General features: G+C 38.0%; 22 protein-coding genes. 15 read left to right on the top strand and 7 right to left on the bottom strand.

The genetic code is table 11. The features are described from left to right. Positions 1-14 precede the first annotated feature (14 nt). The 8 genes from H4J52_RS10695 (at position 15) to H4J52_RS10660 (ending at position 6,560) form a co-directional block, all read left to right on the top strand. Positions 15-1,175 carry a chemotaxis response regulator protein-glutamate methylesterase gene (locus tag H4J52_RS10695; protein ID WP_182224681.1) on the top strand — a complete coding sequence of 387 codons (1,161 nt, stop codon included), beginning with the start codon at positions 15-17 and terminating at the stop codon, positions 1,173-1,175. After that, positions 1,168-1,914: a flagellar motor protein gene (locus H4J52_RS10690; protein ID WP_182176939.1), complete on the top strand. Its 747-nt coding sequence runs from the start codon at positions 1,168-1,170 to the stop codon at positions 1,912-1,914. The genes H4J52_RS10695 and H4J52_RS10690 overlap by 8 nt, the downstream gene beginning before the upstream one ends. Further along, positions 1,911-2,888: a flagellar motor protein MotB gene (locus tag H4J52_RS10685; protein ID WP_182176938.1), complete on the top strand. Its 978-nt coding sequence runs from the start codon at positions 1,911-1,913 to the stop codon at positions 2,886-2,888. The genes H4J52_RS10690 and H4J52_RS10685 overlap by 4 nt, the downstream gene beginning before the upstream one ends. A 26-nt stretch (positions 2,889-2,914) precedes the next feature. Continuing rightward, on the top strand, positions 2,915-3,688 hold the full coding sequence (locus tag H4J52_RS10680) for a ParA family protein (RefSeq protein ID WP_182176937.1): 774 nt from the start codon (positions 2,915-2,917) through the stop codon (positions 3,686-3,688). A 7-nt stretch (positions 3,689-3,695) separates the two neighbouring features. Beyond that, positions 3,696-4,496, top strand: a complete 801-nt coding sequence (locus H4J52_RS10675) for a chemotaxis protein CheW (protein WP_259366607.1) — start codon at positions 3,696-3,698, stop codon at positions 4,494-4,496. Positions 4,497-4,587: 91 nt separating this feature from the next. Next, on the top strand, positions 4,588-5,079 hold the full coding sequence (locus H4J52_RS10670; RefSeq protein ID WP_182176936.1) for a chemotaxis protein CheW: 492 nt from the start codon (positions 4,588-4,590) through the stop codon (positions 5,077-5,079). 87 nt (positions 5,080-5,166) lie between these two features. Then, positions 5,167-5,637, top strand: coding sequence for a DUF2802 domain-containing protein (locus H4J52_RS10665; RefSeq protein ID WP_182176935.1), 471 nt, complete (start codon positions 5,167-5,169; stop codon positions 5,635-5,637). 113 nt (positions 5,638-5,750) lie between these two features. Then, positions 5,751-6,560, top strand: coding sequence for a VacJ family lipoprotein (locus H4J52_RS10660; RefSeq protein ID WP_310649653.1), 810 nt, complete (start codon positions 5,751-5,753; stop codon positions 6,558-6,560). Between the two features lie 143 nt (positions 6,561-6,703). Here H4J52_RS10660 and H4J52_RS10655 read toward each other — a convergent pair whose 3' ends face one another. Next, a complete protein-coding gene (locus tag H4J52_RS10655; RefSeq protein ID WP_182224679.1) occupies positions 6,704-7,009 on the bottom strand; it encodes a DUF6170 family protein in 306 nt (101 codons plus the stop codon). Between the two features lie 127 nt (positions 7,010-7,136). On the opposite strand from H4J52_RS10655, the gene ribE reads away from it, so the two are divergent. The 6 genes from ribE to H4J52_RS10625 all read left to right on the top strand — a co-directional run bounded on the left by ribE (position 7,137) and on the right by H4J52_RS10625 (position 14,398). Then, a complete protein-coding gene (gene ribE, locus H4J52_RS10650; protein WP_182176933.1) occupies positions 7,137-7,601 on the top strand; it encodes a 6,7-dimethyl-8-ribityllumazine synthase in 465 nt (154 codons plus the stop codon). Between the two features lie 12 nt (positions 7,602-7,613). Beyond that, complete coding sequence (gene nusB / locus H4J52_RS10645; RefSeq protein WP_182176932.1) at positions 7,614-8,030, top strand: transcription antitermination factor NusB; 417 nt, start codon at positions 7,614-7,616, stop codon at positions 8,028-8,030. Between the two features lie 39 nt (positions 8,031-8,069). Then, the gene (gene thiL, locus H4J52_RS10640; protein WP_182176931.1) at positions 8,070-9,047 is read left to right on the top strand and encodes a thiamine-phosphate kinase; all 978 of its coding nucleotides are present in this window, start codon (positions 8,070-8,072) and stop codon (positions 9,045-9,047) included. Positions 9,048-9,062: 15 nt separating this feature from the next. Then, the gene (locus H4J52_RS10635) at positions 9,063-9,530 is read left to right on the top strand and encodes a phosphatidylglycerophosphatase A (protein WP_182176930.1); all 468 of its coding nucleotides are present in this window, start codon (positions 9,063-9,065) and stop codon (positions 9,528-9,530) included. Between the two features lie 291 nt (positions 9,531-9,821). Further along, entirely contained in the window at positions 9,822-11,144 is a 1,323-nt protein-coding gene (gene fahA, locus H4J52_RS10630) for a fumarylacetoacetase (RefSeq protein ID WP_182224677.1), read from the top strand. Between the two features lie 659 nt (positions 11,145-11,803). Then, positions 11,804-14,398: a TonB-dependent siderophore receptor gene (locus H4J52_RS10625; protein WP_182176928.1), complete on the top strand. Its 2,595-nt coding sequence runs from the start codon at positions 11,804-11,806 to the stop codon at positions 14,396-14,398. A 46-nt stretch (positions 14,399-14,444) separates the two neighbouring features. Here the strand turns inward: H4J52_RS10625 and H4J52_RS10620 are convergent, their stop codons facing one another. Further along, positions 14,445-15,716 (bottom strand): multifunctional CCA addition/repair protein, encoded by a 1,272-nt coding sequence (locus H4J52_RS10620; protein WP_182223647.1) that lies wholly within the window; start codon positions 15,714-15,716, stop codon positions 14,445-14,447. A gap of 148 nt (positions 15,717-15,864) precedes the next feature. On the opposite strand from H4J52_RS10620, the gene H4J52_RS10615 reads away from it, so the two are divergent. Continuing rightward, positions 15,865-17,487 carry an AAA family ATPase gene (locus H4J52_RS10615; RefSeq protein ID WP_182224676.1) on the top strand — a complete coding sequence of 541 codons (1,623 nt, stop codon included), beginning with the start codon at positions 15,865-15,867 and terminating at the stop codon, positions 17,485-17,487. Positions 17,488-17,555: 68 nt separating this feature from the next. On the opposite strand, the gene H4J52_RS10610 is transcribed toward H4J52_RS10615, so the two are convergent. The 5 genes from H4J52_RS10610 to leuA all read right to left on the bottom strand — a co-directional run bounded on the left by H4J52_RS10610 (position 17,556) and on the right by leuA (position 23,727). Continuing rightward, entirely contained in the window at positions 17,556-18,788 is a 1,233-nt protein-coding gene (locus tag H4J52_RS10610; RefSeq protein WP_182223648.1) for an HD-GYP domain-containing protein, read from the bottom strand. A 165-nt stretch (positions 18,789-18,953) separates the two neighbouring features. Further along, on the bottom strand, positions 18,954-19,550 hold the full coding sequence (gene leuD / locus H4J52_RS10605) for a 3-isopropylmalate dehydratase small subunit (RefSeq protein WP_182176924.1): 597 nt from the start codon (positions 19,548-19,550) through the stop codon (positions 18,954-18,956). Next, a complete protein-coding gene (leuC, locus tag H4J52_RS10600; protein ID WP_182176923.1) occupies positions 19,550-20,986 on the bottom strand; it encodes a 3-isopropylmalate dehydratase large subunit in 1,437 nt (478 codons plus the stop codon). The genes leuD and leuC overlap by 1 nt, the downstream gene beginning before the upstream one ends. Positions 20,987-20,989: 3 nt before the next feature. Beyond that, positions 20,990-22,123 carry a 3-isopropylmalate dehydrogenase gene (leuB, locus tag H4J52_RS10595; protein WP_182176922.1) on the bottom strand — a complete coding sequence of 378 codons (1,134 nt, stop codon included), beginning with the start codon at positions 22,121-22,123 and terminating at the stop codon, positions 20,990-20,992. Between the two features lie 38 nt (positions 22,124-22,161). After that, positions 22,162-23,727 (bottom strand): 2-isopropylmalate synthase, encoded by a 1,566-nt coding sequence (gene leuA / locus H4J52_RS10590; RefSeq protein ID WP_182176921.1) that lies wholly within the window; start codon positions 23,725-23,727, stop codon positions 22,162-22,164. Between the last annotated feature and the right edge of the window lie 794 nt (positions 23,728-24,521).

The following is a 24,521-nucleotide window of genomic DNA, read 5'->3' as shown; positions in this document are numbered from 1 at the left end:
AAAAGAGAGAATAAATGCCCTATAAGGTGTTGGTTGTTGATGACTCGAGTTTTTTTAGACGTCGAGTTACGGATATTTTAAATAAAGATCCGAACCTTACCGTTATTGATGTTGCTGTAAATGGTATAGATGCTGTTGAAAAAACAGTGTCTTTAAGACCAGATGTGATCACAATGGATATAGAAATGCCATTGCTTAATGGTATTGAAGCGGTGAAACAGATAATGGCAAAAGCGCCAACATCAATATTAATGTTCTCATCGCTGACACATCAAGGTGCTAATGCTACGTTAGAAGCTCTTGATGCTGGAGCCCTTGATTTTCTGCCGAAAAAATTCAGTGAAATAGCTAAAACATCAGATGACGCGGGTAGTCTGCTTCGTCAGCGCGTTGTTGAGTTAGCAAAAATGAACGGTTCGCTAAAAAGAAAACTGGCAATTAAAGCACAACCTTCACGTGTAACCTTGTCTTCTTCTGTGGATAAACCCATAAGTAAATTTGAGATTCAGCCCAGAAATACACTTCGTACAACAAAAGTGGAACCCACTCATAGCGAAAAAATTCGCAACCAGACCGTTAAAAGAAGTTCTGGAAAAAAATACCAATTACTGGCTATAGGGACATCGACAGGTGGGCCCATAGCTCTGCAAAAAATATTAACGCAATTACCGCAAAACTTTCCACTACCTATTATTTTAATACAGCACATGCCTGCTGCTTTTACTTTCGCTTTTGCCAACCGACTAAATACATTATGCAGTATTAACGTAAAGGAAGCAGAGGACGGGGATATTTTAAAACCTGGTTGTGCTTATCTTGCGCCCGGTGGCCGTCAAATGATTATTGATGGTACGGCTACATTGGCAAAATTAAAAATTATAGACGACAATTCAGAGAAAATAGCCTTTAAGCCAAGTGTTGATATAAGTTTTGGTTCAGCAGCCAAAGTTTTTAGTGGCTCAGTACTTGGTGTGATTTTAACAGGTATGGGCTCTGATGGTAGGGAAGGCGCTCGAATGTTAAAAGGCAAAGGTGCAACAATATGGGCTCAAGACGAAGCTTCATGTGTTGTTTATGGAATGCCACAAGCTGTGAAGGTTGCCGGTATTTCAGTTTTATCCTTAGCATTAGAAGATATCAGCCAAAGTATTATCAAGGAAGTTGATCATGGATAAACTAACAATAGCAGGACTTTTTGTTGCAATTACTGCTATATATTTAGGCTTTATCCTTGATGGTGGTTCTCTTGCCGCATTATTTGAATTACCTGCGTTTATTATCGTTTTTGGCGGAACGCTTGGCGCTGTAATGTTACAGTCATCATCTGCTCAATTTTTTCATGCATTGTCTTTGTTGAAGTGGATATTTTATCCACCAAAATATGACATTAATCAAGGTATCGAGTCCATAGTTGCTTGGTCTGAAAAAGCGCGAGAATCTGGTTATTTATCTCTTGAAAATGTTGCAGAGGAAGAACAAGACTTCTACACAAACAAAGCACTTAACTTATTAGTTGATGGTATTGAAGTTGATAACTTACGTGTTTCATTAGAATTAGATTTAGATTTATATCGGGAACATAACTTACGCTCTGCTCATGTTTTTGAGTCTATGGGCGGTTATAGTCCTACGATTGGTATCTTAGGTGCGGTGTTAGGTTTAATTCATGCGATGAGCAATCTAACGGTTCCAACACTATTAGGCCAAGGTATTGCAACGGCTTTTATTGCCACAATCTATGGTGTTGGTTTTGCCAATTTGATTTACCTACCCGTTGCAAATAAAATAAAGGCGATTATCCATCAACAAACTATGTACCGAGAAATGATTGCTGAAGGTCTTATTTCTATTGCATTAGCTGAAAATCCACATGCCATTGAAAATAAGTTGTCAGCCTTTCGGTTAGAGCAATGAACCACTTAAGGAAGCGTCGGCATTTTGTCGAACATGATAATGTCGATCGTTGGCTTGTTTCGTATGCTGATTATATGACATTACTTTTTGCGCTATTTGTCGTTTTATATGCAATGGCAATGGTTGATGAAGAGCCCTTTGAAACGGCGACAGAGTCGATAGGCAAAGTTTTTCAGGCGAAAGTATTCTTACCTAAGAACCGTGGTCATGGCGATGATATCCTTGATGTTAATACTTCAAAAACGAATAAACGCTTATACGGTAATGGTATTTTAGATGTTGCCGGACCTGAACTCGTTAATGGTGAAATTACGCTTTCAAATGTTTCTGACAGCGAAGTTGGCACTAATTTAACCTCACTAGAAAAAGAATTGCATACAGCACTATACGATTTAATAGAGTCGGGCTTTGCGCAATTACAAATTGATGGTGATTGGTTAGAAATAGAATTAAACAGCAACATGCTTTTCCCTAGTGGTTCATCATCAGCAACAAACAATGCGACTACGGTATTGGCTGTTATTTATGATGTTATTGGTTCATCAAGCAATTTTATTCGTGTGAGAGGCTATACTGATAATCAACCGATAAATACTGAAATATTTTCATCGAATTGGGAATTGTCAGTTTCTAGGGCGACAGCTATTTTAAGAGTACTCGAAGACCTTACCCTTGACCCTGCTCGTATGGCAATTGAAGGTTATGGACAATATTATCCACGTGAAGATAATAAAACTGCCAAAGGTCGATCACAAAATCGACGCGTTGTTATAGCTATATCAAAGTATGGGTTAGAAAAGTCAAATTTACTTGCTACACCCACGATCAGTGTTCAAGATGTTGAAGCAATAAAACAGATAGATAGTGCGAATGACGAGGAAAACGAAATTCGTATTATACGACTAGATAACGGTGGTATTCGCATTACTACGCGAGAAAATGATAAGTCATCTTCTCAGCAGAACAACAATTAGCGTAACAAAATAAGTAGGATACAAACTTGGTAGTATGGACCGTAGCAAATCAAAAAGGTGGTGTTGGTAAAACCACAACAACAATATCCTTAGGCGGCTTATTAGCTGAGCAAGGTTATAAAGTTTTGCTTGTAGACACCGATCCACATGCTTCTTTGAGCTATTATTTTGGCATTGAATCTGAAGATCTTGAATTAAGTGTTTATGACTTATTTGTTCAAGTGTCAACTAAAGAACAAATAATGCAAAGTTTATGCCCAACAAAATATGAGAATATCGATATACTCCCAGCAACAATGGGGTTAGCGACGCTAGATCGCTCTTTGGGCAATAAAGGTGGAATGGGGTTGGTTTTGAAAAAAGCCATGATAAAAATAGCCAGTGAATATGATTATGTTTTGATTGACTGTCCACCTATTTTAGGTGTACTTATGGTGAATGCTTTAGCCGCTTCACAGCGCATCATTGTTCCGGTACAAACTGAATTCTTGGCCTTGAAAGGTTTAGACCGTATGATGAAAACAATGGACATTATGCAGGTAGAACAAGATAAACCATTTAAATACACTATAGTACCAACGATGTTTGATAAACGTACTAAGGCTTCATTGCTGACGTACAGAAAACTACAAGAGTTATACGATGACAGTGTTTGGGCAGGTGTGATACCTGTTGATACTAATTTTAGAAATGCGAGCTATTCGCTACAGATTCCTTCAGATTATGCACCTTTAACACGTGGTGTTAGTGCTTATAAAAAATTATTAAGCAGTTTATTAGAACTGCAAAAATTAGGTTAATCGTCCCATGGCAAAATCACTCGCTGCAAGTAAAAAACTTATGCAGAATTATTTATCAGAATTGTTGACAGAAGAGCAACAAGAATCTGAAGTGCCAGTTACGCCAGTAAAAGAAAAACTACATCAACCGTTAGAAAAGCTTCTCCAAAAAATTGATATTACTGAACATATTGCTGACCCATCAGATGAACCTATCCATACGGTTAAGAGTACAGTAAGTCATGAAATACCAAAAGTAGCACCGCCATTTGCTAAAGTAAAAATCAAAGAAAAAGTTAATGAGCAACTGATTGTTGATCAGCCACTCAAAACAAGAAAAAGTGCGCAGCCTTTAATTGTTAAGCAAACTAAAAATTATCGTAAAGGCAGTTTTCAAGCGATGTTCTTCAATGTTGCGGGTTTAACTATAGCCGTACCTTTAATTGAGTTAGGTGGAATACATAATGAAGAAAAAACAACAAGTTTGATGGGTAAACCTGAATGGTTTACGGGTGTAATGCTACACCGCGATGAAAAAATAAATGTTGTAAATACAGCTTTATGGGTAATGCCAGAAAAATGTGACGAAACATTAAGAAATTCGTTAAACTATCAATATATTGTCATGCTTGGTAATAGTAATTGGGGATTATCGGCTGAAACCTTAGTAGACACGGTGACGTTAGAGCAAGAAGATGTAAAATGGTTAGATGTACCGAACAAGCGACCTTGGTTAGCGGGGTTAGTCAAAGAACGTATGTGTGTACTGCTTGATGTAGAGTCTTTAATTAACTTACTTGACGCAGGCGCAAATATTAACCAAGATTAATGGCTAGATCTCAAGATAGTATTATACTATGGGCACTAGACGAATAATCAAACAGATTGATTTTCAATAAGATATTTAAGAGGCAGGCTGTATGGCTGATGATAGACGTAATACAAATGAAAACGTAGACAACGATAAAGTGTTGCAATGGGTAACCTTTAAACTTGATAATGAAACCTACGGTATTAATGTGATGCAAGTGCAAGAAGTTTTACGTTATAGTGAAATTGCACCGGTGCCTGGAGCGCCTACATATGTATTAGGTATCATTAATCTGCGAGGTAATGTTGTTACTGTTATTGATACAAGACAACGCTTTGGTCTTAAACCTGCTGATATTTCTGATAATACACGTATTGTCATTATTGAAGCTGAGAAACAAGTCATTGGTATTCTAGTAGACAGTGTTGCTGAAGTGGTTTATTTAAAGAATTCAGAGATTGATGATGCACCTAATGTAGGTAATGATGACAGTGCACGATTCATTCAGGGTGTTTCAAACAGAGAAGGTGAACTACTCATTTTAGTTGATTTAAATCAGCTACTATCTGACGACGAATGGGATGAGCTTAAACAGTTTTAACCATCTATAAAACTGTTGGATGGGTCTCTAAAAATAAAGCCTGACTAATTCAGGCTTTATTTAGTTGTAATTGTTCAAGAAGACTTTATGTTTATTCTTTCTCCACTTATTATTTTATCTATCTGTTTTGTGCTTTTTATAGTGCTTAGTGTGTTTATTTATCGTCAAAAATCTCATTTTTATCGAATAAATAAGATGCTAAAAACACAAGTTGAAACGCAAAAATTATTTATTAATGAGTTACAATCTGCTCAAAAAACAGTAAAAAAGCAGTTTGTTGATATCAAAGATAATCTTAAAAATTATTATTTAGAAAACGAGCAGGTTAGTAAGCAACTCGAACACCGTATAAAAAAACTTCAACAAGAGAGTGCACTACAAAAAAACTTATTAGAACAGCTCCAAAATCAACAACCCCAAGATAAACTTTACTCCCGTGCCTTTAAACTTGTTGAGCTAGGTGCTGACATTGAAGAAGTTGTGCGTGAATGTGATATCCCACTTGCTGAAGCTGAAATGTTAATATCTGTCCACAGAAATAAAACATCGCCTTCTTAAAACCAATCATTTTATGGTTTCACCGCGGATAAATAGTTAAAGCTTTTATGTTGCATTGTATTTTTGCGTGGTAAACTGCGACATTATTTTTTACTCAATATCAAGGACGCTAAGTGAAAGTAGCCGCTATATTTTCTTATTGGATCAATAACCCAACAAAAAAAATTGTTATCATTTTACTGGCTTTAGTTATTTCTGCCTGTTCATCAACACCTGCTGAAAATAGTGCTGGTGTTTCAGATCCTAAAGATCCATTAGAATTGATTAACCGACCATTTTGGACTTTTACCTGGGATTATGCAGACAAATATGTGCTTAAACCGACAGCCCAAGCGTATGTTGAATATATGCCAACAGACTTTAGGTCCGGGATACATAATGTTGCCTTAAACCTTAATGAGCCATCAACGGTTATAAATAACCTGCTGCAAGGCAAGTTTAGTGAAGCGGGTAAAAGTACGGGGCGTTTTATCCTTAACTCTACTATCGGCATATTTGGATTTTTTGACCCAGCAAGTGACCTTGATTGGATCCGAGCACAAGAAGAGTTTGGTGAAGTCTTAGGCTCCTACGGTGTAGGAGATGGACCTTATATTGTTATACCGGCTCTTGGGCCAAGCTCAGTTCGTGAAGAAGTGGGTGACTATGTTGATAAATACTACTGGCCGTTAGCTATTATTGATTTTTGGCCAAACTTACTTCGCCAAGCAGTACTCGGGCTTGAACAACGAGCTGCGCTTACTGATCAAGAACAACTTATTAATGAATCTATTGATTCGTACGAATTTGTTAAAAATGCTTATTTTCAAAATATGGAATTTAAGGTTTATGATGGCAACCCACCCATTGTGATCAATGAGGAAAGTGAAGACGAAATTGATGCGTTTTTAGACGAACTTGATGCGATGGCCGATATTGAGTAGACAACATTTACCGGTGTATCTAAATAAAGTGAAGTTTGGCATTGGCTAAGCTTCACTGGTTTGGGTAAAACAGTATTGGGACTGCAATATAAGCATGGATAGAGTTAACGCTAGCAAGGTGGATAAAACGCTAAATAATTAACTTAAGCTAATTTATTATATAGCTTTATTGCATCACTGAGATACTTACGTGTAAAGAGTAATGATATTGGGCGAAGTAAAATAAAATAAACCCCTAAAACGCCAAACAACGATACCACAAATAATATCCCATCTAACTGTGCCAAAAAGAGAAAGGGAGGCACTAACATAAATAATTTTAAAAGGTTTAAAACAAATTTCTCAGGAGCCGTCAATTTATGTGCCGCCAGGGTTAAAATTTGCTGGCGTTGCTGCAGAGAATAGCTTTCGAGTTCAGGGATTTTGTTTGTTGAAAATATAAAAGCCATGGGTATCGTATATTTAATGAATAATAGCAGCATTCTACAGTATTTTTGCTAATAATTAAGCAAACAAGTACCGAATTGTCTCTGGGTTTGGTAGAATTGCCGCAAATTTTTTGTGAGTGAATTATAAATGAATGTCATTGAAGCTAATTTTGACGCAGCAGGTAAAAAGTTTGCCATTGTTGTTTCTCGTTTTAACAGTTTTGTAGTTGAAAGTTTATTAGAGGGTGCTGTTGATGCACTCAAACGCCACGGTAACGTTGCAGATAACGATATTACGATTGTTCGTGTTCCCGGCGCATATGAATTACCCGTAGCAGCGAAACGTATAGCAAGTAAAGGGCAATTCGATGGTATTATTGCTATTGGCGCTGTTATTCGTGGTGGAACTCCACACTTTGATTTTGTTGCTGGGGAATGTAACAAAGGCTTAGCGCAAGTTTCAATGGAATATACTATTCCTGTTGCCTTTGGTGTTATTACGACCGATACCGTAGAACAAGCGATAGATCGTGCCGGACTTAAAGCAGGTAATAAGGGCGCAGAAGCGGCTTTAAGTGCTTTAGAAATGGTTAATATTTTAGATAAGATATAAGCGGGTACTTTTGTGAAACCATCTCCTAGAAGGAAAGCTCGTGAGTTAGCGGTTCAAGCTATTTACTCATGGCAGCTTAGCCAAAACTCAGTGACTGATATCGAAGTTAATTTCTTAACTGATAACAGTGCACGCCGTTTTGATATTCCATATTTTCAACAATTATTACATGGTGTAACCAAATCAGTTGGTTCTATCGATGAAGCTATTTCTCCCCATGTTGACCGTCCTTTAAACGATGTCGACCCCGTAGAAAAAGCAATATTACGTGTTGCTATTTATGAATTGAAAGACTGTAAAGATGTGCCATACCGAGTCGTTATTAATGAAGCCATCGAATTAGCAAAATCTTTTGCTGCTGACGATAGTCATAAATTCGTCAATGGCGTGCTTGATAAAGCGGTTAAACTCATTCGTCCAGAAGAATAATTTATTCTTTTATTTGAGAAGCAAAGGATTGGCTGTTCTATGAAAGAATTTGAACTTATTCGTCGCTATTTTACTGAACAAGTAGTAAAGCGTAAAGATGTTCATTTAGGTATTGGTGACGATTGTGCATTAGTTACCCCTGGTGAACGCCAGCATATTGCTGTAACAACAGATACATTAGTTGCAGGTGTTCATTTTCCTTTGAATACATCCGCTCGTGCTATTGGTCATAAATCAATCGCCGTTAATTTATCTGATCTTGCCGCTATGGGTGCAGAGCCAAGTTGGGTGTCTTTAGCCTTAACGCTTCCAGAAATTGATGAAAATTGGATGAGTGAATTTTGTAAAGGTGTTTTTGACCTTTGTGAATTTTATAATGTACAACTCATTGGTGGTGATACCACACAAGGGCCGCTGAGTATTACGGTTACAGCCCAAGGACAAATTCCTTTTGAACAGCATATTTCTCGGTCGGGTGCTAAAGCCGGTGAATGGTTATACGTAACCGGTGAAATAGGCGGCGCGGCGCTCGCATTACAACATATTCAAGGTAAAGTGAAAGTAGCGGCTAAATACCAAGATGAAATACAAAAGCGTTTAGATTTCCCAAAAGCGCAGGTCTTAGCAGGGCAAGCATTACGTAAGTACGCGACATCTGCTATCGATTTATCTGATGGATTAATAGCCGACCTCAGTCATATTTGTAAAGCTTCCGGTGTGGGGGCTAATATTGTCCTCGATGCTTTACCTATTCCTTTGGCATTAAGTGAAACGGTCGGTATTAATAATGCTTATAATATCGCTTTAGAAGGTGGTGATGATTACGAGCTATTATTTAGCGTTACTGAAGATAACCGTGTAGGTATGGAAACCGCATTAGCTAATACTGGTCATAAAATTACTTGTATAGGCCAACTGAATGGCTCAGGAAAAATCATCACAACTTTAAATAAAAAAACGATTAATATTAATGTACAGAGTTTTCAACATTTCTCTGACACTCCCTCTAACAAGTAACTTAAGATAGCATTGATGAACAAGTCTACTGAGAATTTTCGTCTAGCAAACCCAATCCATTTCCTTGCTTTAGGTTTTGGTAGTGGTTTATTACCTAAAGCGCCAGGCACTTATGGTACCCTTGCTGCGATCCCTCTGTATTTACTGTTAGCACCGACATCAATGAGTACTTACTTAGCTATTGTTATTATCATGAGTGTTGCAGGTATATATATTTGTGGCAAAGCTGCAAAAGATGCAGGTGTGCACGATCATGGCGCGATTGTTTGGGATGAAATTGTTGGTTTTTTAATTACTATGTTTATGGTGCCTCTGTCATGGCAAAGTATCGTTGTTGGCTTTATCTTGTTTCGAGTTTTTGATATTTTTAAACCTTGGCCTATTTCCTATATCGATAAGAATTTACATGGTGGTTTAGGTATTATGGTAGACGACATTATTGCAGGTTTGGCTGCATTATTTTGTATGCATCTCATTTTTTAACGAACAATATACATTGTTATTTTTCTATCGCTCATTCATTACTTCTACCTACAAATTATATCAAAGCCTTTATTTTAGGTAATATCTTAGACTGTAAACTTTTTGGTGCAACAATTTGTTGACAGCTTAACTGTCAACAAAATAACTCAATGTTATCATTAATTCCAATTGCTGTACTCGCTGGTATAATATCGTAATATTATATCGTTATCTTCTATACTTACTTGTATTTTAAAGCGTATTTTGACGTTTTATCAAGCCAAGCCTTAAATTTCAGGAGTTGTTCAATCAATGTCTACTAAGCACTTATTAAATGAAACCCATAATCCAGCCCTAGCGAGCTGGCTCGTTACTGCTAACAAAGCAGATACCGACTTTCCTATTCAGAACTTACCTTTTGCTGTTTTCAAACGTGCAAATAGCGAAGAGTCATTTCGTGGTGGTGTTGCTATTGGCGATCAAGTTATTGACTTAACGGCTCTGGGTCATGTTAATGTTTTTGATGGCCTTGCCCAAGATGCTGTCAAAGCTTGTAGTGCACCGCAGTTAAATGATTATATGGCGATGGGCAAAGCAACGTGGAGTGCTTTACGCTTAGCGCTTTCAAATGCTTTAAAAGCGGGCTCTGCTTTACAAGAAATAATAGCGGGCTGTTTAATTGCTCAAGCTGATGTTGAATATGCATTGCCTTGTAATATTGGCGACTACACTGATTTTTATACCTCTATTCATCATGCAACGTCTGTGGGTTTGAAATTTCGTCCAGACAATCCATTATTACCTAACTATAAATGGGTACCTATTGGCTATCATGGTCGTTCATCTTCAATTGACGTTTCAGGTCGTGATTTTAAACGCCCTTGCGGACAAACAAAAGCGCCAACAGCAACTGAACCATCATTTGGGCCTTGTAAACGTCTTGATTACGAATTAGAAGTGGGTATTTTTATAGGAAAAGGTAATGCCCTCGGTGATGCCATTTCTATTGATAATGCTGAAGACCATGTTTTTGGCTTATGTTTATTTAATGATTGGTCTGCTCGCGATATTCAAGGATGGGAATACCAACCTTTAGGGCCATTTTTGTCAAAGAACTTTGCTTCAACGGTATCTCCTTGGATTGTAACAACAGAAGCTCTGGCTCCATATCGTTCATCGTGGACTCGGGTTGAGTCAGATCCTCAACCTATGCCATACCTAGAATCAGAAAAAAACCGTGCAATAGGTTCATTTGATATTCAGTTACAAGCATTGCTTGCAACACAAAACATGCGTGAGAAAAGTGAAGAAGCAGTAGAGATGTCACAATCTAATTTTAAAGACTCTTACTGGACAGTTGCACAAATGGTTGCTCATCATACGGTTAACGGTTGTAATCTTCGTGCCGGCGATATGTTTGGTAGCGGAACACAGTCTGGACCCAATCCAGAAGAAGCCGGTTCAATGTTAGAGCTTTCAAATGCGGGTGCTGACCCTATTACCTTACCTAACGGTGAAAAGCGTACTTTTCTTGAAGATGGCGACAACGTAATAATGAAAGGTTGGTGTAAAAAAGATGGTGCAGCGCGCATCGGTTTTGGCGCAGTATCCGCAGTAATATTACCTGCCAATTAATTTTAAATATTACTATTGAAGGCGCTGACTATTTATAGCCAGCGCCTTTTTATTTATAGGGCTAAATTTCAACATTTTTATCCACTTTATACCCTCAATCTTAATTTGATTCATTTTGTTTCTGCGACATTAAGTCTCTTCCTACCACCTTACTTGTATATAAAAATACGAGTGAAATTCTAGTAAATAAGCGATGGAAGGCTAAAAATAAGCGATGAACTGCGTTGTATATTGTATCCGTTGTAATTTTACTGTTAACTTTTAGTTCTTTAAGTGTGATTTGGCACACTAAAACAATCTTTCTGAAAAGTATTTTTATGTTATTTTGGAATAGGTAATACTTTTTAATTCCATTATGGAATTAATATTTACGAACGATTTCGGACATAATTTTTTGCTTGCTAAGCCTACAGTTACCAGCATATATAGCGTTTATGATTAAAAGTTATTTATGAATAACTAGACTTTATTTCGTAATAAAGTCTAGTTTAACGGATAACCTTCATATTCTTTCTCTTGGCAATTTATTACCCTCTTGTAAACACTTTTTGGCTGTTTTATAAAGTAAGGGCTAGACTCTATATTGAACACACAAATTATCTAGCTAAAAATATAATAAGTATAAATATAAAATAAACATAAATCTGGAAGGAAGTAACATGTCTACTAAATTATTTCGTACAGCAACGTTAACGTTAGCCGTAAGTATTGCATTAGGTACCGCCCCCACATATGCAGAAGAAAGCAGTTCAAAAGTCAAAGTAAAAGATGTTGAAAGAATCGCCGTTGTTGGATCTCGTTCTGCTCCTCGTTCTGTTGCTGATTCACCTGTACCTATTGATATTATTGGTGCTGACGATTTAGAAAAGTTGGGTTCAACTGATATGCTCGACCAACTGGTTGGAGCTGTTCCTTCTTTCAACGTACATGCTAACCCTATCAGTGATGCAGCCACATTAGTACGTCCAGTAAATTTACGTGGACTCTCTTCAGACAGTACGCTGGTTCTATTAAATGGTAAACGTCGACATCGTGCTTCCGTAATCGCTTTTCAAGGTGGCGGTATTAATGATGGTGCGCAAGGTCCAGATATTTCTGTTATTCCTAGTATTGCTTTGAAACAAGTTGAAGTTTTACGTGACGGTGCAGCGGCGCAATATGGTTCTGATGCTATTGCAGGTGTGATGAACTTTGTCTTAAAAGATGCTGCCGAAGGTGGTAGCTTTTCTGTTAAACATGGTGAGTATTACGAAGGTGACGGCGGCACAACAACATACGCAGGTAACGTGGGTATGCCGTTAACTAAAAATGGGTTCGCTAATTTAAGCTTCCAATATAAAAATGCTGATGCCACCAGCCGAAGTAACCAAGTTGCTAATGCAGCTACAATTTCAGCTGCAGGTAATACGTTTATTGCCGAAGAAGCTCAAGTTTGGGGCTCTCCAGAAATTAATGATGATTTATCACTTTTTGGTAATATCGGTCTTGATTTAGATAATGATAAAAAATTCTATATGTTTGGTAACTACTCTGAACGTGATGTACAAGGCGGGTTTTATTGGAGAAATCCACATAATCGCTCCAGCATTTATTCGAATGATAAAGGTAAAACTTTACTTGTAGGTGACTTAGATGGTGTCGATTCAGGTATTACATGTCCTACAATTGCCATTGGTTCAAATGTTTTAAATCAAGCTGATTATCAGTCTATTGCTGATAATAGTACACCTTTAGGTAAAAATTGTTTTGCAGTTAACGAGACATATCCAGGGGGTTACACGCCAAATTTTGGTGGTAATGTGGTCGATACATCACTAACTGTTGGCGTTGAAGGTGAAATTAATGGTGGAATGTTAGACGAAGTTTTCTTTGATATTAGCGGCTCAGTTGGACGAAACAAATCAAGCTTTAGTATTGTAAATACCATTAACTCATCAATGGGACCTGAATCGCCAAAGGACTTTGATTTAGGTAATTATACGCAGCTAGAAAAAACTTTTAATTTAGACTTATCTAAGGGCGTTGATGTCGGCCTTGATAACCCAATGAATGTTGCGGGTGGTCTAGAATGGCGTGAAGAAACCTTTGAAATCGGCGCGGGTGACCAATACTCTTTCCTTGCTGGACCATTAATTGATCAAGGTTTTAATCTAGGCTCTCATGGCTTTCCTGGTTTTCAACCTTCTCAAGCGGGTGTTTTCTCTAGACGCAGCGTTGCTGCATATGTAGATGTAGAGGCATACATTACCGACGATTTCTTAGTGGGGGCAGCATTACGTTATGAAGATTTCTCATCATTTGGCGATACGTTAAATTATAAACTAACGGCTCAGTATGCAATCAATGACGAATTATCAGTACGTGGTTCTGTGAGTACCGGTTTTAGAGCTCCTACGGTTGGTCAGGCTAATGTAAGTAACGTTTCTACAGCACTAGAAGATGGTGAGTTAACAGATTCAGCCTTATTACCACCAACAAGTGAATTTTCAAAATTGTTTGGCGGTAAAGAGTTAGAGCCAGAAGAATCACAAAGTTATGCCTTTGGTGCTGTTTATCAAAATGGCGATTTATTCTTCACAGCTGATTATTACCATATTGAAGTTGATGATCGCATCACACAATCTGATCGCACAAAATTAGATGATGCTGATTATGCTAAATTAGAAGCATTAAATGTAGCTAACCCTCGTTCTGTCGGTACAGTAAGTTTCTTCGCTAACGATTTTGATACAACCACTCAAGGTGTTGATGTCGTTGCAAGCTACGGTATGGAGTTATTTGAAGGAAGTACTAAGTTTAGTTTAGCTTACAACTGGAATGAAACAGATGTTACAAATAGTTCTGCGATTACTGGTGCTTTTAAAGTTAAACGTTTAGAGGAGGGTCTACCAAAACATAGAGGCTCGTTCACTGTCTCTCAAAGCTGGGACGATATAAGCGTATATGTACGTGCTAATTACTTTGGTGAATATCATGCGGTACACGTTGATTACGACCTAGCAGCTCAAGATGCAGACGCTGCAGTAACGGTTGATGCAGAAATGAGTTACTTTATTAATGACTCATTTACAATATCAGTGGGTGCGCAGAACATTCTTGACCAAGATGCTGAGGAATTAGATTTTGAAGAGTCGTCTCGCAGTCATCCTGACGGATTTACACCTAACAGCAACTGGGGCGGTAAGTACTATGAAACGTCTCCATTTGGCTTTAACGGTGGCTTCTACTACGCAAAATTAACGTATAACTTCTAATTGAGTTAGAAATAGCGGTTAGCTTTTAATCGCTTCACTTGTAAAGTCAGCTAATTTTAGCTGACTTTTTTATTACCTCAATAACCTCGATACGTTTCTTATTAATGGCTGCTTTAATATCTACTCCCTTTATACCCTGCTCAATAAACTCTTTTGCTGTTATGGCTAACGCCGCTTGAAAAGCGCTTTTTAAATAGTCTACTTGTGGGTAAGGTTTTTCTTCGTTGTGTAATCGCCCACGAAAATTAGCCGTACATGCGGTCAAAAAATCAGAGAATTCTTCAGGCTTTCGCCATACATCTAAACTATTGAATAATTTAACAATGGTGCTGGCTTTTAAGTCGAATGCTTTATGACAGTGTGAGTGAAACTCACAAACTTTACGGGCTAATATTTTGTGATCTTTAGGCACTTTTAATTGCTCACATATTTTTTCAACCAGTGCTAAACCACACTTTTCATGGCCTTGGTGACGTGGCCAGTTTTCCTTTAAGGTTAATGATTTACCTAAATCATGACAAAGGGCGGCGAAGCGAATAGACGTTTTAGTGGAAAGCTTAACAGCTTGTTGCAGTACCATCATGGTATGTAAGCCTGAACAAATTTCGGGGTGCCACTCATCTGGATCAGGAATACCCCAAAGCGAATTAAGCTCAGGCCATATTTTGGCTAATGCACCACATTCACGTAACACTTGAAAAAAAATTTCAGGATGGCTCTCAGTCAAGCTTCGTTGCATTTCTTGCCAAATGCGTTCGCCTGATAGGCTAGCTAATTCACCACCGTGACTTATTTCAGTCATCAACTGTAACGTTTCCTCAGCAATGGTAAAGCCGTAATGATGATAACGAGCAGTGAACCGGGCGACACGTAACACTCGAAGTGGGTCTTCAATAAAGGCCAATGAAACATGGCGTAATACGCGGTTTTTTAAATCTACTTGACCATTGTATGGGTCGATTATCGTGGCGCTTTCAGCGTTATCATTAAAAGGCATGGCCATTGCATTAATGGTAAGGTCTCGACGGCGTAAATCTTCTTCAAGGGTAACAGCGATACTAGCATCACAAATAAACCCAGTGTAGCCATGACCTTGCTTACGCTCAGTTCTTGCTAAAGCATATTCTTCTTTCGTTGTTGGGTGAAGAAAAACAGGAAAATCTTTACCTACTTGAGTAAAGCCTAATGCTAACATTTGCTCAATGGTTGTTCCTACTACAACATAGTCATGATCATAAATCTTATGTCCTAAAAGTTTGTCGCGAACGGCGCCACCGACTAAATAGCGATTAAGCGCTTCAAGTTTATTGTTGAACATCATTACTCTTTGTTTATTAAGTATTATTTATCTGCGAGAAAGCTTAGCATGTTTTTACAAATTATTTACCTGCTAGTTTTGACTTATGAGAGACTACAAGGTAGTTTCTATGGCAGTTTACTCAATTTAAAAATGACTTAAATCTATTATGTATAAAGGTTACTTTGGCTTAAAAGAAAGCCCTTTTTCAATCGCCCCTAATCCTCGTTTTTTGTTTATGAGTGAACGCCACAAAGAAGCATTGGCACATTTAAGTTATGGTTTGGGTGAAACCGGAGGTTTTGCGTTATTAACGGGCGAGGTTGGCACGGGTAAAACAACGATCAGTCGCCGTTTAATGGAGCAATTGCCAGAAAATACGCAAGCAGCTTTTATACTTAACCCAACATTATCAAGCCAAGAGTTACTTGCCACTGTTTGTGACGAACTAAAAATACGCTATCGAAAAACAGGAGCAACGTTAAAAACACTCACCGATAAAATATATGAAAAATTAAATAAGAATCATCAAGCTAATCTAAATACATTACTGATTATTGATGAAGCACAGCACTTAGCCCCAGAAGTGTTAGAACAGTTACGTTTGTTAACAAATTTAGAAACAGATACAAAAAAATTACTGCAGGTTATTTTGATTGGTCAGCCTGAATTAAAACAGCTATTACAACGTCGCGACTTACGACAATTAGCGCAACGAATTACCGCTCGTTATCATTTGTTACCGTTAACTAAAAGTGAAGTTGACCATTATATTCAACATCGCTTGTCAGTTGCACAATGTGAACGTATGTTATTTGAACGCGCTGCAGTCGCAGAAATTCATCGTATTTCACAAGGGATCCCTCGCATCATTAATTTGTTATGTGAACGATCACTTACCAATGCTTATTGCAGTAATAATGCCTTAGTCACAAAAAAAATTGTTTTACAATCAGCCCAAGAAGCGTTGGGTGATGAATATGAAGCTAAAAAATGGTGGCAACATCTTGCAGTAAAATCATTAGCAGCAAGTGTTATCTTGGTCTTAATTATTAGTAGCTCTTACTTATTAGGGCAACTTTACGGTAATAATGTCAGTAATCAAACCGCGAGTAATATTTCTAAAAAAACCATTAATCACGTCGATACAGTATCGAATAACCCGGTGAAAATTACCGTTGATAACGAGAATAAAAAATTAACAAACAAAAACAAAGTTAACATTGTTGAAAAGCCATTTTTAGCTGCCAACGCAGGAAAAAATATAGCGGTTGCAATAAAAAATGATGGTGATAAAAAAACCGTATTGGCATCGGACACAGTAAATACCGCGAATACGCGCAAAGGGATAAAAGAAACACCAACTAGTGCATTACTTGTTGAACCTAGGCTAAGTGAAAATAAGCCAACAGAAAAAGTTAAGCAAAAGCTTTCGGTTAATGCTGCTGACGGCATTTCTGACGCGCTACTGGCACGTTTTAAAAGTGCTATCGATGATACTGAACGGGAGTTAACAATTGAAAATAAGCGCAGTATAACAGTAAAGTCAGAGGTCGATGTTCCTACCTTATCAAATATGCCTGCTTGGGTGCAAAGTGACCTTCCTCCGTTAAGCTTTGAACAGCATATCTATACCAGTGACGGAGAAAGCTGGGTAAAAGTCAATGGCAGAGATCGCTATGAAGGAGACACTATTTCAAATGAATTGGTGTTAAACTATATTTATGCGCAGAAAGTTATTTTAACGTTTAAAGGTGAACAGTTTAGCTTACCTGCACTATCAAGTTGGTAAGCTAATGTTTAGTCAGAATTTAGATTATTTAGCATTATATTATAAACACATTTTGTAAATAGCTAAGTTTAATCAATAAATGCGGTTTTGAAAAAACCTAATAAATTAAGGTTGAATTCTTCAGGGCGAATACAACAATCTATTTGATCTTTGTATTTAGACTCACTTAAGTTTATTTCTTGAATAGGGATCGCTTGTTTCATCCGTATATTATAAAAAACGCGTACATAAGGGTGTAATGGTTTTTGCTTATTTAGACGACTGATTAACCCTAATTTACCACTGTTAAGTTTTACTAACGTCCCTACGGGATAAACCCCCATACATTGAATGAAATTTTCAACTAATTCCTCATCGTAGTATTCTGGGGCTTCTGCAATGAGTGTTTTAAAGGCATTAATGGGATGGATACTTTTTTTATAAGGTCGTTCAGAAGTCATAGCGTCGTAACTGTCGATAATAGCAATCATTCTACCGTATTTTGATATTTCATCTCCCTTAAGTTTATTCGGATAACCTGAACCATCTAAGCGCTCATGATGCTCTCGTATCATGTTAATGGCCATATAAGAAATACTGGGGCTGCTCTCTAGAATTTTTAAGCCAAGTGCAACATGGCTGCGAATAATATTCTGTTCTTTGTCGGTTAAAGGATTACGTTTATTTAAAATATCGTTAGGTAATAATACTTTACCTATATCGTGTAAAAAGGCGCCAAGGGCGAGTTCTTGGATCAAGCGTTTATCAAAGCCCAAATGCTTAGCAAATACCGACATCAAAATTGAAACATTTAGCGAGTGTTCAATGAGGTAAGAGTCTTTCGTTTGAAGACGAGACATACAAGAGAGTGCGTCTTGGTTACGAAAAATAGAATCAACCATTGCATTGGTGCTTTCTTCAACCTCTGATACTTTGATTGTCTTTTTTTGTTTTATTTGCGAAAGAATTTTTTCTTGCAGTAATTTTGCATTTTTATAAAGGTTACTCGCTTTTTTCATTTCACTGTCGAGCGAACGCTCAACTTTTTCAGATGATTTCGTTTTTGTAGAAATAGGACCTTTAGTTTTTATTTCGGCAAAAACTTTTTCAACATTAACTGTTTGTTTTTGTTTTTCGGGAACAATAACGAGATGGGTAATGTTTGCTTTACGTAATTGCGTAATACTCTCAGCACAGGAAATATAACCTTCAGATTTTATATTAAGATTTTTGTTATCAGATAACGATTTTACATACATGCCGGGGTTGAGTTGATCGATAGAAATGGTTTGAGTCGTTTCACTCGTTGTTGATTTTAACATATTGGTTGTTGGTTAGTTGAAGAGCTATAGTTGATAATAGCTTATTAATAGTGAACATTTTAGGTAAGTTTTAGTAAATATTATAATTGGATAGAGTAGAAAAGAAAACTTCATCAATAAATTTTTGTTAATTATTGACGAAGCTTTAGGATTATTGAGCTTTGATTACTGCCATGCAGGCATTTTTGCTTCGAAAGCTTCTATCTTCTCTAGCTTATTTAATGTCCAACCAACACTGTCTATGCCTTGCTCCAAGCAATATTGATGAAATTTATCTAAACTAAAAGTGAAACGTAGTTCACCACAGTGAATTTTGTTATTGACTAAATCTACCGTTAATTCGATGTTTTCTTTCGCTGTTTTATTAAACAAAGTTTCAATTTCTTCATCGCTGAGTTTTATGGGTAGTAAGCCAATATTGATACAGTTACCATAAAAAATATCGGCAAAACTCGGTGATATAATAACTTTGAAACCATACTCTTCTAATGCCCATGGCGCATGCTCTCGACTTGAGCCACAGCCAAAGTTTTCACGGGTAAGTAAAATACTAGCACCTTGGTATTTTGGCTTGTTCAAAATGAATTCAGGGTTTTTTTCGTGACCTGACACATCTAAATAACGCCAGTCGTGAAATAAGTGTGGAGCAAAGCCTATCCGCTCTGTTTTTTGTAAAAACTGTTTTGGAATGATCTGATCGGTATCTACGTTTGCTGCATCTAACGGAACAACTAAGCCAGTATGTGATGTAAATTTTTCCATTATGATATTCCTTGTGAATTCAAGTCAACAAAATGACCGGTAATTGCAGATGCAGCGGCAAGCTCAGGGCTAACTAAGTGTGTTCGACTGCCACGGCCTTGTCTCCCTTCAAAATTACGGTTGCTGGTTGAGGCACAGCGATCGCCTGCTTCAAGAACGTCATCGTTCATACCTAAGCACATAGAGCAACCAGGTAGACGCCATTCAAAACCTGCGTTACTAAATACTTTGTCTAAGCCTTCAGCTTCTGCTTGTTCTTTTACGCGATAAGAGCCCGGAACAACGATAGCGTCAACATTAACCGATACTGATTTTCCTTGTGCTTGGTATGTTGCAACAACGCTTGCTGCGGCACGTAAATCTTCAATACGAGAATTAGTGCATGAACCTATAAAGACTTTATTAATGGTAATATCGGTAATTTTAGTCCCCGCAGTTAAGCCCATATACTTTAATGCGGCGGCGCAAGAGTCTTTTTCTACTTGTTCGGTAAAGTCATCGGGCGATGGCACTACGCTGTCAACCGAGGTGACTTGTCCCGGTGTGGTTCCCCAGGTTATTTGCGCTTTAATATCTTCGGCTTTTAGCGTTAATACTGTGTCAAACTTAGCGCCTTTATCGGTTTTAAAGTTTTTCCAGTCACTTAGCGCTTCAAGCCATACGTCACCTTTTGGCGCATATTCTTTACCTTCTAAATAGTCGAAGGTGGTTTTATCGGGAGCGATTAAGCCCGCTTTCGCGCCAAATTCAATGCTCATGTTACAAACGGTCATGCGCTCTTCCATGCTCAGCGCTTCGATAGCACTACCGCAATATTCAACAACATAACCGGTAGCGCCAGCACTGCCAGTCTTGCCAATAATAGCTAAAATGATATCTTTCGCACTAATGCCTGAGCCTACTTGGCCATTAACTTCAATTCTCATAGTTTTAGCTTTAGTTTGACGTAAGGTTTGCGTCGCAAAAACATGTTCAACTTCTGAAGTACCAATGCCAAAGGCTAATGCACCAAATGCGCCATGTGTTGCGGTATGTGAATCACCACAAACGATTGTTGTGCCCGGTAAGGTTAAGCCAAGCTCAGGCCCTATTACATGCACAATACCTTGGTTCTTATGACCCATGCCAAATAACTCAATACCGAACTCTTTACAGTTTTTCTCTAAGGTTCTTAATTGGTTTGCTGCGCCTTCACCCGCGGCATCAATTTCTATAGAACGGGTAGAAATGTTGTGGTCCATGGTGGCAATTGTGCGCTCAGGATGTCGAACAGGGCGGTTATGAAACTTTAAATTAGCAAATGCTTGTGGTGAAGTAACCTCATGAATCAAATGGCGGTCAACATAAAGTAACGGTGTTTCACCGGCTTTTTCTTCAACAACATGCTGTTGCCATAATTTTTCATATAATGTGGTGGCTGAATTTTCAACACTCATCAGTTATGCCTCTGTTATTTTTTGATTAGCACTATCTTGTGCACTACTTTGTCGCGCAATAATTTGTTGGCAAATATAATCACCCATTTCAGCGGTATTCTTAGCCTGGTGTCTTTGCTCTGTGGGCAGTAAATCAGCGGTTAGCATGCCATTGTCTAATGCGCTTGCTACGGCATCTTCAATCGCCTGTGCTGCTGCACTTTCATTTAAGCTATAACGTAGCATGAGTGCTGCTGATAAAATTTGCGCAATAGGGTTAGCAATACCTTTTCCGGCAATGTCAGGCGCACTGCCACCTGCGGGTTCATACATACCAAAACCGTCGCTATTTAAGCTAGCAGAAGGTAATAAGCCCATAGAACCGGTGATCATTGCGCAAATATCAGAAAGAATATCACCAAATAAGTTAGGGCATAATAAAACATCAAATTGATTTGGGTCACGGACCAGTTGCATGGCAGCGTTATCCACATATAAATGCTCTAAAGTTACGTCTGGGTATTCAACGGCAATTTCTTCAACCACTTGGCGCCATAACTGACTGGTGGCTAAAACATTAGCCTTATCAACAGAGGTTACCTTAGCGTTACGTTTTTGTGCGGCTTGAAACGCCAAATGAGCAATGCGTTTAATTTCACGGCGTGAGTAGAACATCGAGTCAAAGCCAGTTTCTTCTTCCCCTTCACCGCGGCGGCCTTTCGGTTCACCGAAGTAAATATCGCCTGTTAACTCGCGAATAACCAGTATATCAAAGCCTTGTTCTGAAATATCACTGCGCAATGTTGATAGCGAAGACAAAGCGGGTTGTAAGGTCGCGGGTCGCATATTACAGAACAAATCAAAACGGCTACGTAAGCCTAATAATGCACAGCGTTCAGGTTGCTGCGAAGGGGGTAAGTTTGCCCATTTTGGACCACCAACAGAGCCAAATAAAATCGCATCAGCTTGTTCACAACCTTTCATGGTAATATCAGGAAGGGCATTGCCGTGAATATCAATGGCAGCACCACCAACATCATAATCTTGTGTTAATATTTCAATACCAAATGCTTTTGCAACGGTAGTTAACACTTTTTTAGCTTCAACCATGACCTCTGGTCCGATGCCATCTCCGGCTAATATTGCTATGTTCGACATGTCTTTTATACCTTTAGTCAATCTTATTATTGGTGTATTTATAACGAAGCTTGTACTTCATTTTTTAGTTCGCTTTTCATTTCATTGATAGTGATCGCACGATGAATATTATTGAGTGCGTGGATCAAGGCTTTTGCTGAGGCGTCAATAACATCGGTGGCTAAACCATAGCCGTGAAACTTTCGGCCTTGCCAAGCAACCACTAAGTCAGCTTTACCTAAACCGTCTTCACCTTCACCTTTGTTTGATATTTTGTAATCAGCGACCTCAAAGTCAATATCAACGGCTTTTTTAATGGCACGATATAGAGAGTCAACGGGGCCATTACCGGTTTCAGAAACAATATGGCTCTCTTTACCTGCGACTAACTTAATACTTGACGTTGAAAACTCTCCACCGCCACATTGCACGTTTAATGTTTCTAAATGATAGAATTCTTGTTCTTCACCCTGTTGTTGAATATTAAAGTGCAACGCTTCTAAGTCATCATCAAAGACTTGACCTTTTTTATCGGCTAACGCTAAAAAATCACTGTATAACTCTTCTAAATCAAACTCCGTCTCGGTATAACCTAAACTTGCCATGCGGTGCTTAATAACGTGGCGACCACTGCGAGATGTTAAGTTTAATTTTGTTTTACTGATGCCGACACTTTCTGGGGTCATAATTTCATAGGTATTGCTGGCTTTTAACATGCCATCTTGGTGTATACCTGACGAGTGACTAAAAGCGTTACCGCCAACAATCGCTTTGTTTAACTGCACGGGCATATTACATAACTGGCTGACTAACTTTGAGGTGCGAGCAATTTCTTGATGGTTGATATTAGTGTGTACATTTAAGAAGTCTTGGCGGGTTTTCATTATCATCGCGACTTCTTCTAATGAACAGTTGCCGGCGCGTTCACCGATACCGTTTATAGTACATTCGATTTGCCTTGCCCCGGCTTGTACTGCAGACATTGAGTTAGCAACCGCCAAACCTAAATCGTTATGGCAATGCACCGAAATTACCGCTTGGTCAATATTTGGCACACGATTAAATAATTGGGTAATAATACCGCCAAATTCATTGGGTAGGGTATAGCCCACCGTATCAGGAATATTGATGGTTGTTGCACCGGCTTTTATCGCGTTTTCAACCATACGGCATAAATTGTCGATAGGGGTGCGGCCAGCATCCTCACAAGAAAACTCGACATCGTCAGTGAATTTTCGGGCAAATTTAATGGCATGTATCGCCATTGCTTCAACATCGGCAAAATCTTTTTTTAATTTTTGTTGAACATGAACATCTGATGTAGAAATAAATGTATGAATACGAAATTGGTCTGCTACCTTTAATGCATCTGCACAAGCTTGAATATCTCCTTCAACAGCTCGAGCTAGGGCACAGACACGGGAGTTTTTAATTGTTCGAGCAATCTGTTGAACAGATTTAAAGTCGCCCGGAGAAGAAACGGGAAAGCCAACTTCCATAATATCAACACCTAACCGTTCTATGGCTAGTGCAATTTGCAACTTTTCATGTACTGAAAGGCTTGCATTTAATGCCTGCTCTCCATCACGTAAAGTGGTATCAAAAATAATTACGTTGCTGTCCATGTTTTATTCCTTAATATTTGTTTGTACTGAAAATTCGCTTCTTACCTCAAATACAGGCATAAAAAAACCCGCGGTAATGTGCGCGGGTTTTAATGTTTATCTTTAATTTACAACAATAAAAAACCTATCCGCGCACCGTTAATGCGAGGAGGAGGTTAATGCGAATAGCATTTGTGATGTTAAAAATTATTGTCATTATATTAATCTTATTTGGTTGGTTTAGCTCGAAAGAGCAAACAGTCATCTATTAATAGCGTATTTACTCAAATATTGTCAATTAATTATTAATATTTAAAAAGAATAATGGTGAACATAATTAATATAAGGTGGTTAAGGGAGCCTATCTGAATAGAGTTAAATCATCGACCATTCTTTTGATTTTATAAGGTGCTTTGTCACTAATTATGTGTTGTTTGAACTTAGCCATTCACTGTATGCATTGATTTTATCTTATCCGATATATCGTAGTAAGAGAAAACCTAGTTTTTTTTACTATTACTTGTGGTAACTCTTTGACATTTTTACTCATCTAGCGTCGATATCAATGATGGCAAGGCGTGCTATATCTAATTTCTTTTTATGCAAAGGTTAACCCTAGCAATCGCATCTGTTTAGGTATATCTAATTTAAATTTTCAATACCTCTTCGTTTTGATCTCAATAAAGTAAACACTCGTGTCGAAATGAGGATGTAGGTATGTTTTTGTTTTTTAATAGTTCAAGGTGAAATTAAGTTACTGAATCAGAAAGTTTCAAAAGTAGTGCTTAAAGTCGAGCATTAAGGTGTTTTGAACA

The sequence above is a fragment of the Colwellia sp. MB02u-14 genome (genome assembly GCF_014076915.1).
Classification (GTDB): Bacteria; Pseudomonadota; Gammaproteobacteria; order Enterobacterales; family Alteromonadaceae; genus Colwellia_A.
The sequence above is the reverse complement of the archived record's forward strand: the minus strand, read 5'-3'. Positions and strand labels throughout refer to the sequence as shown.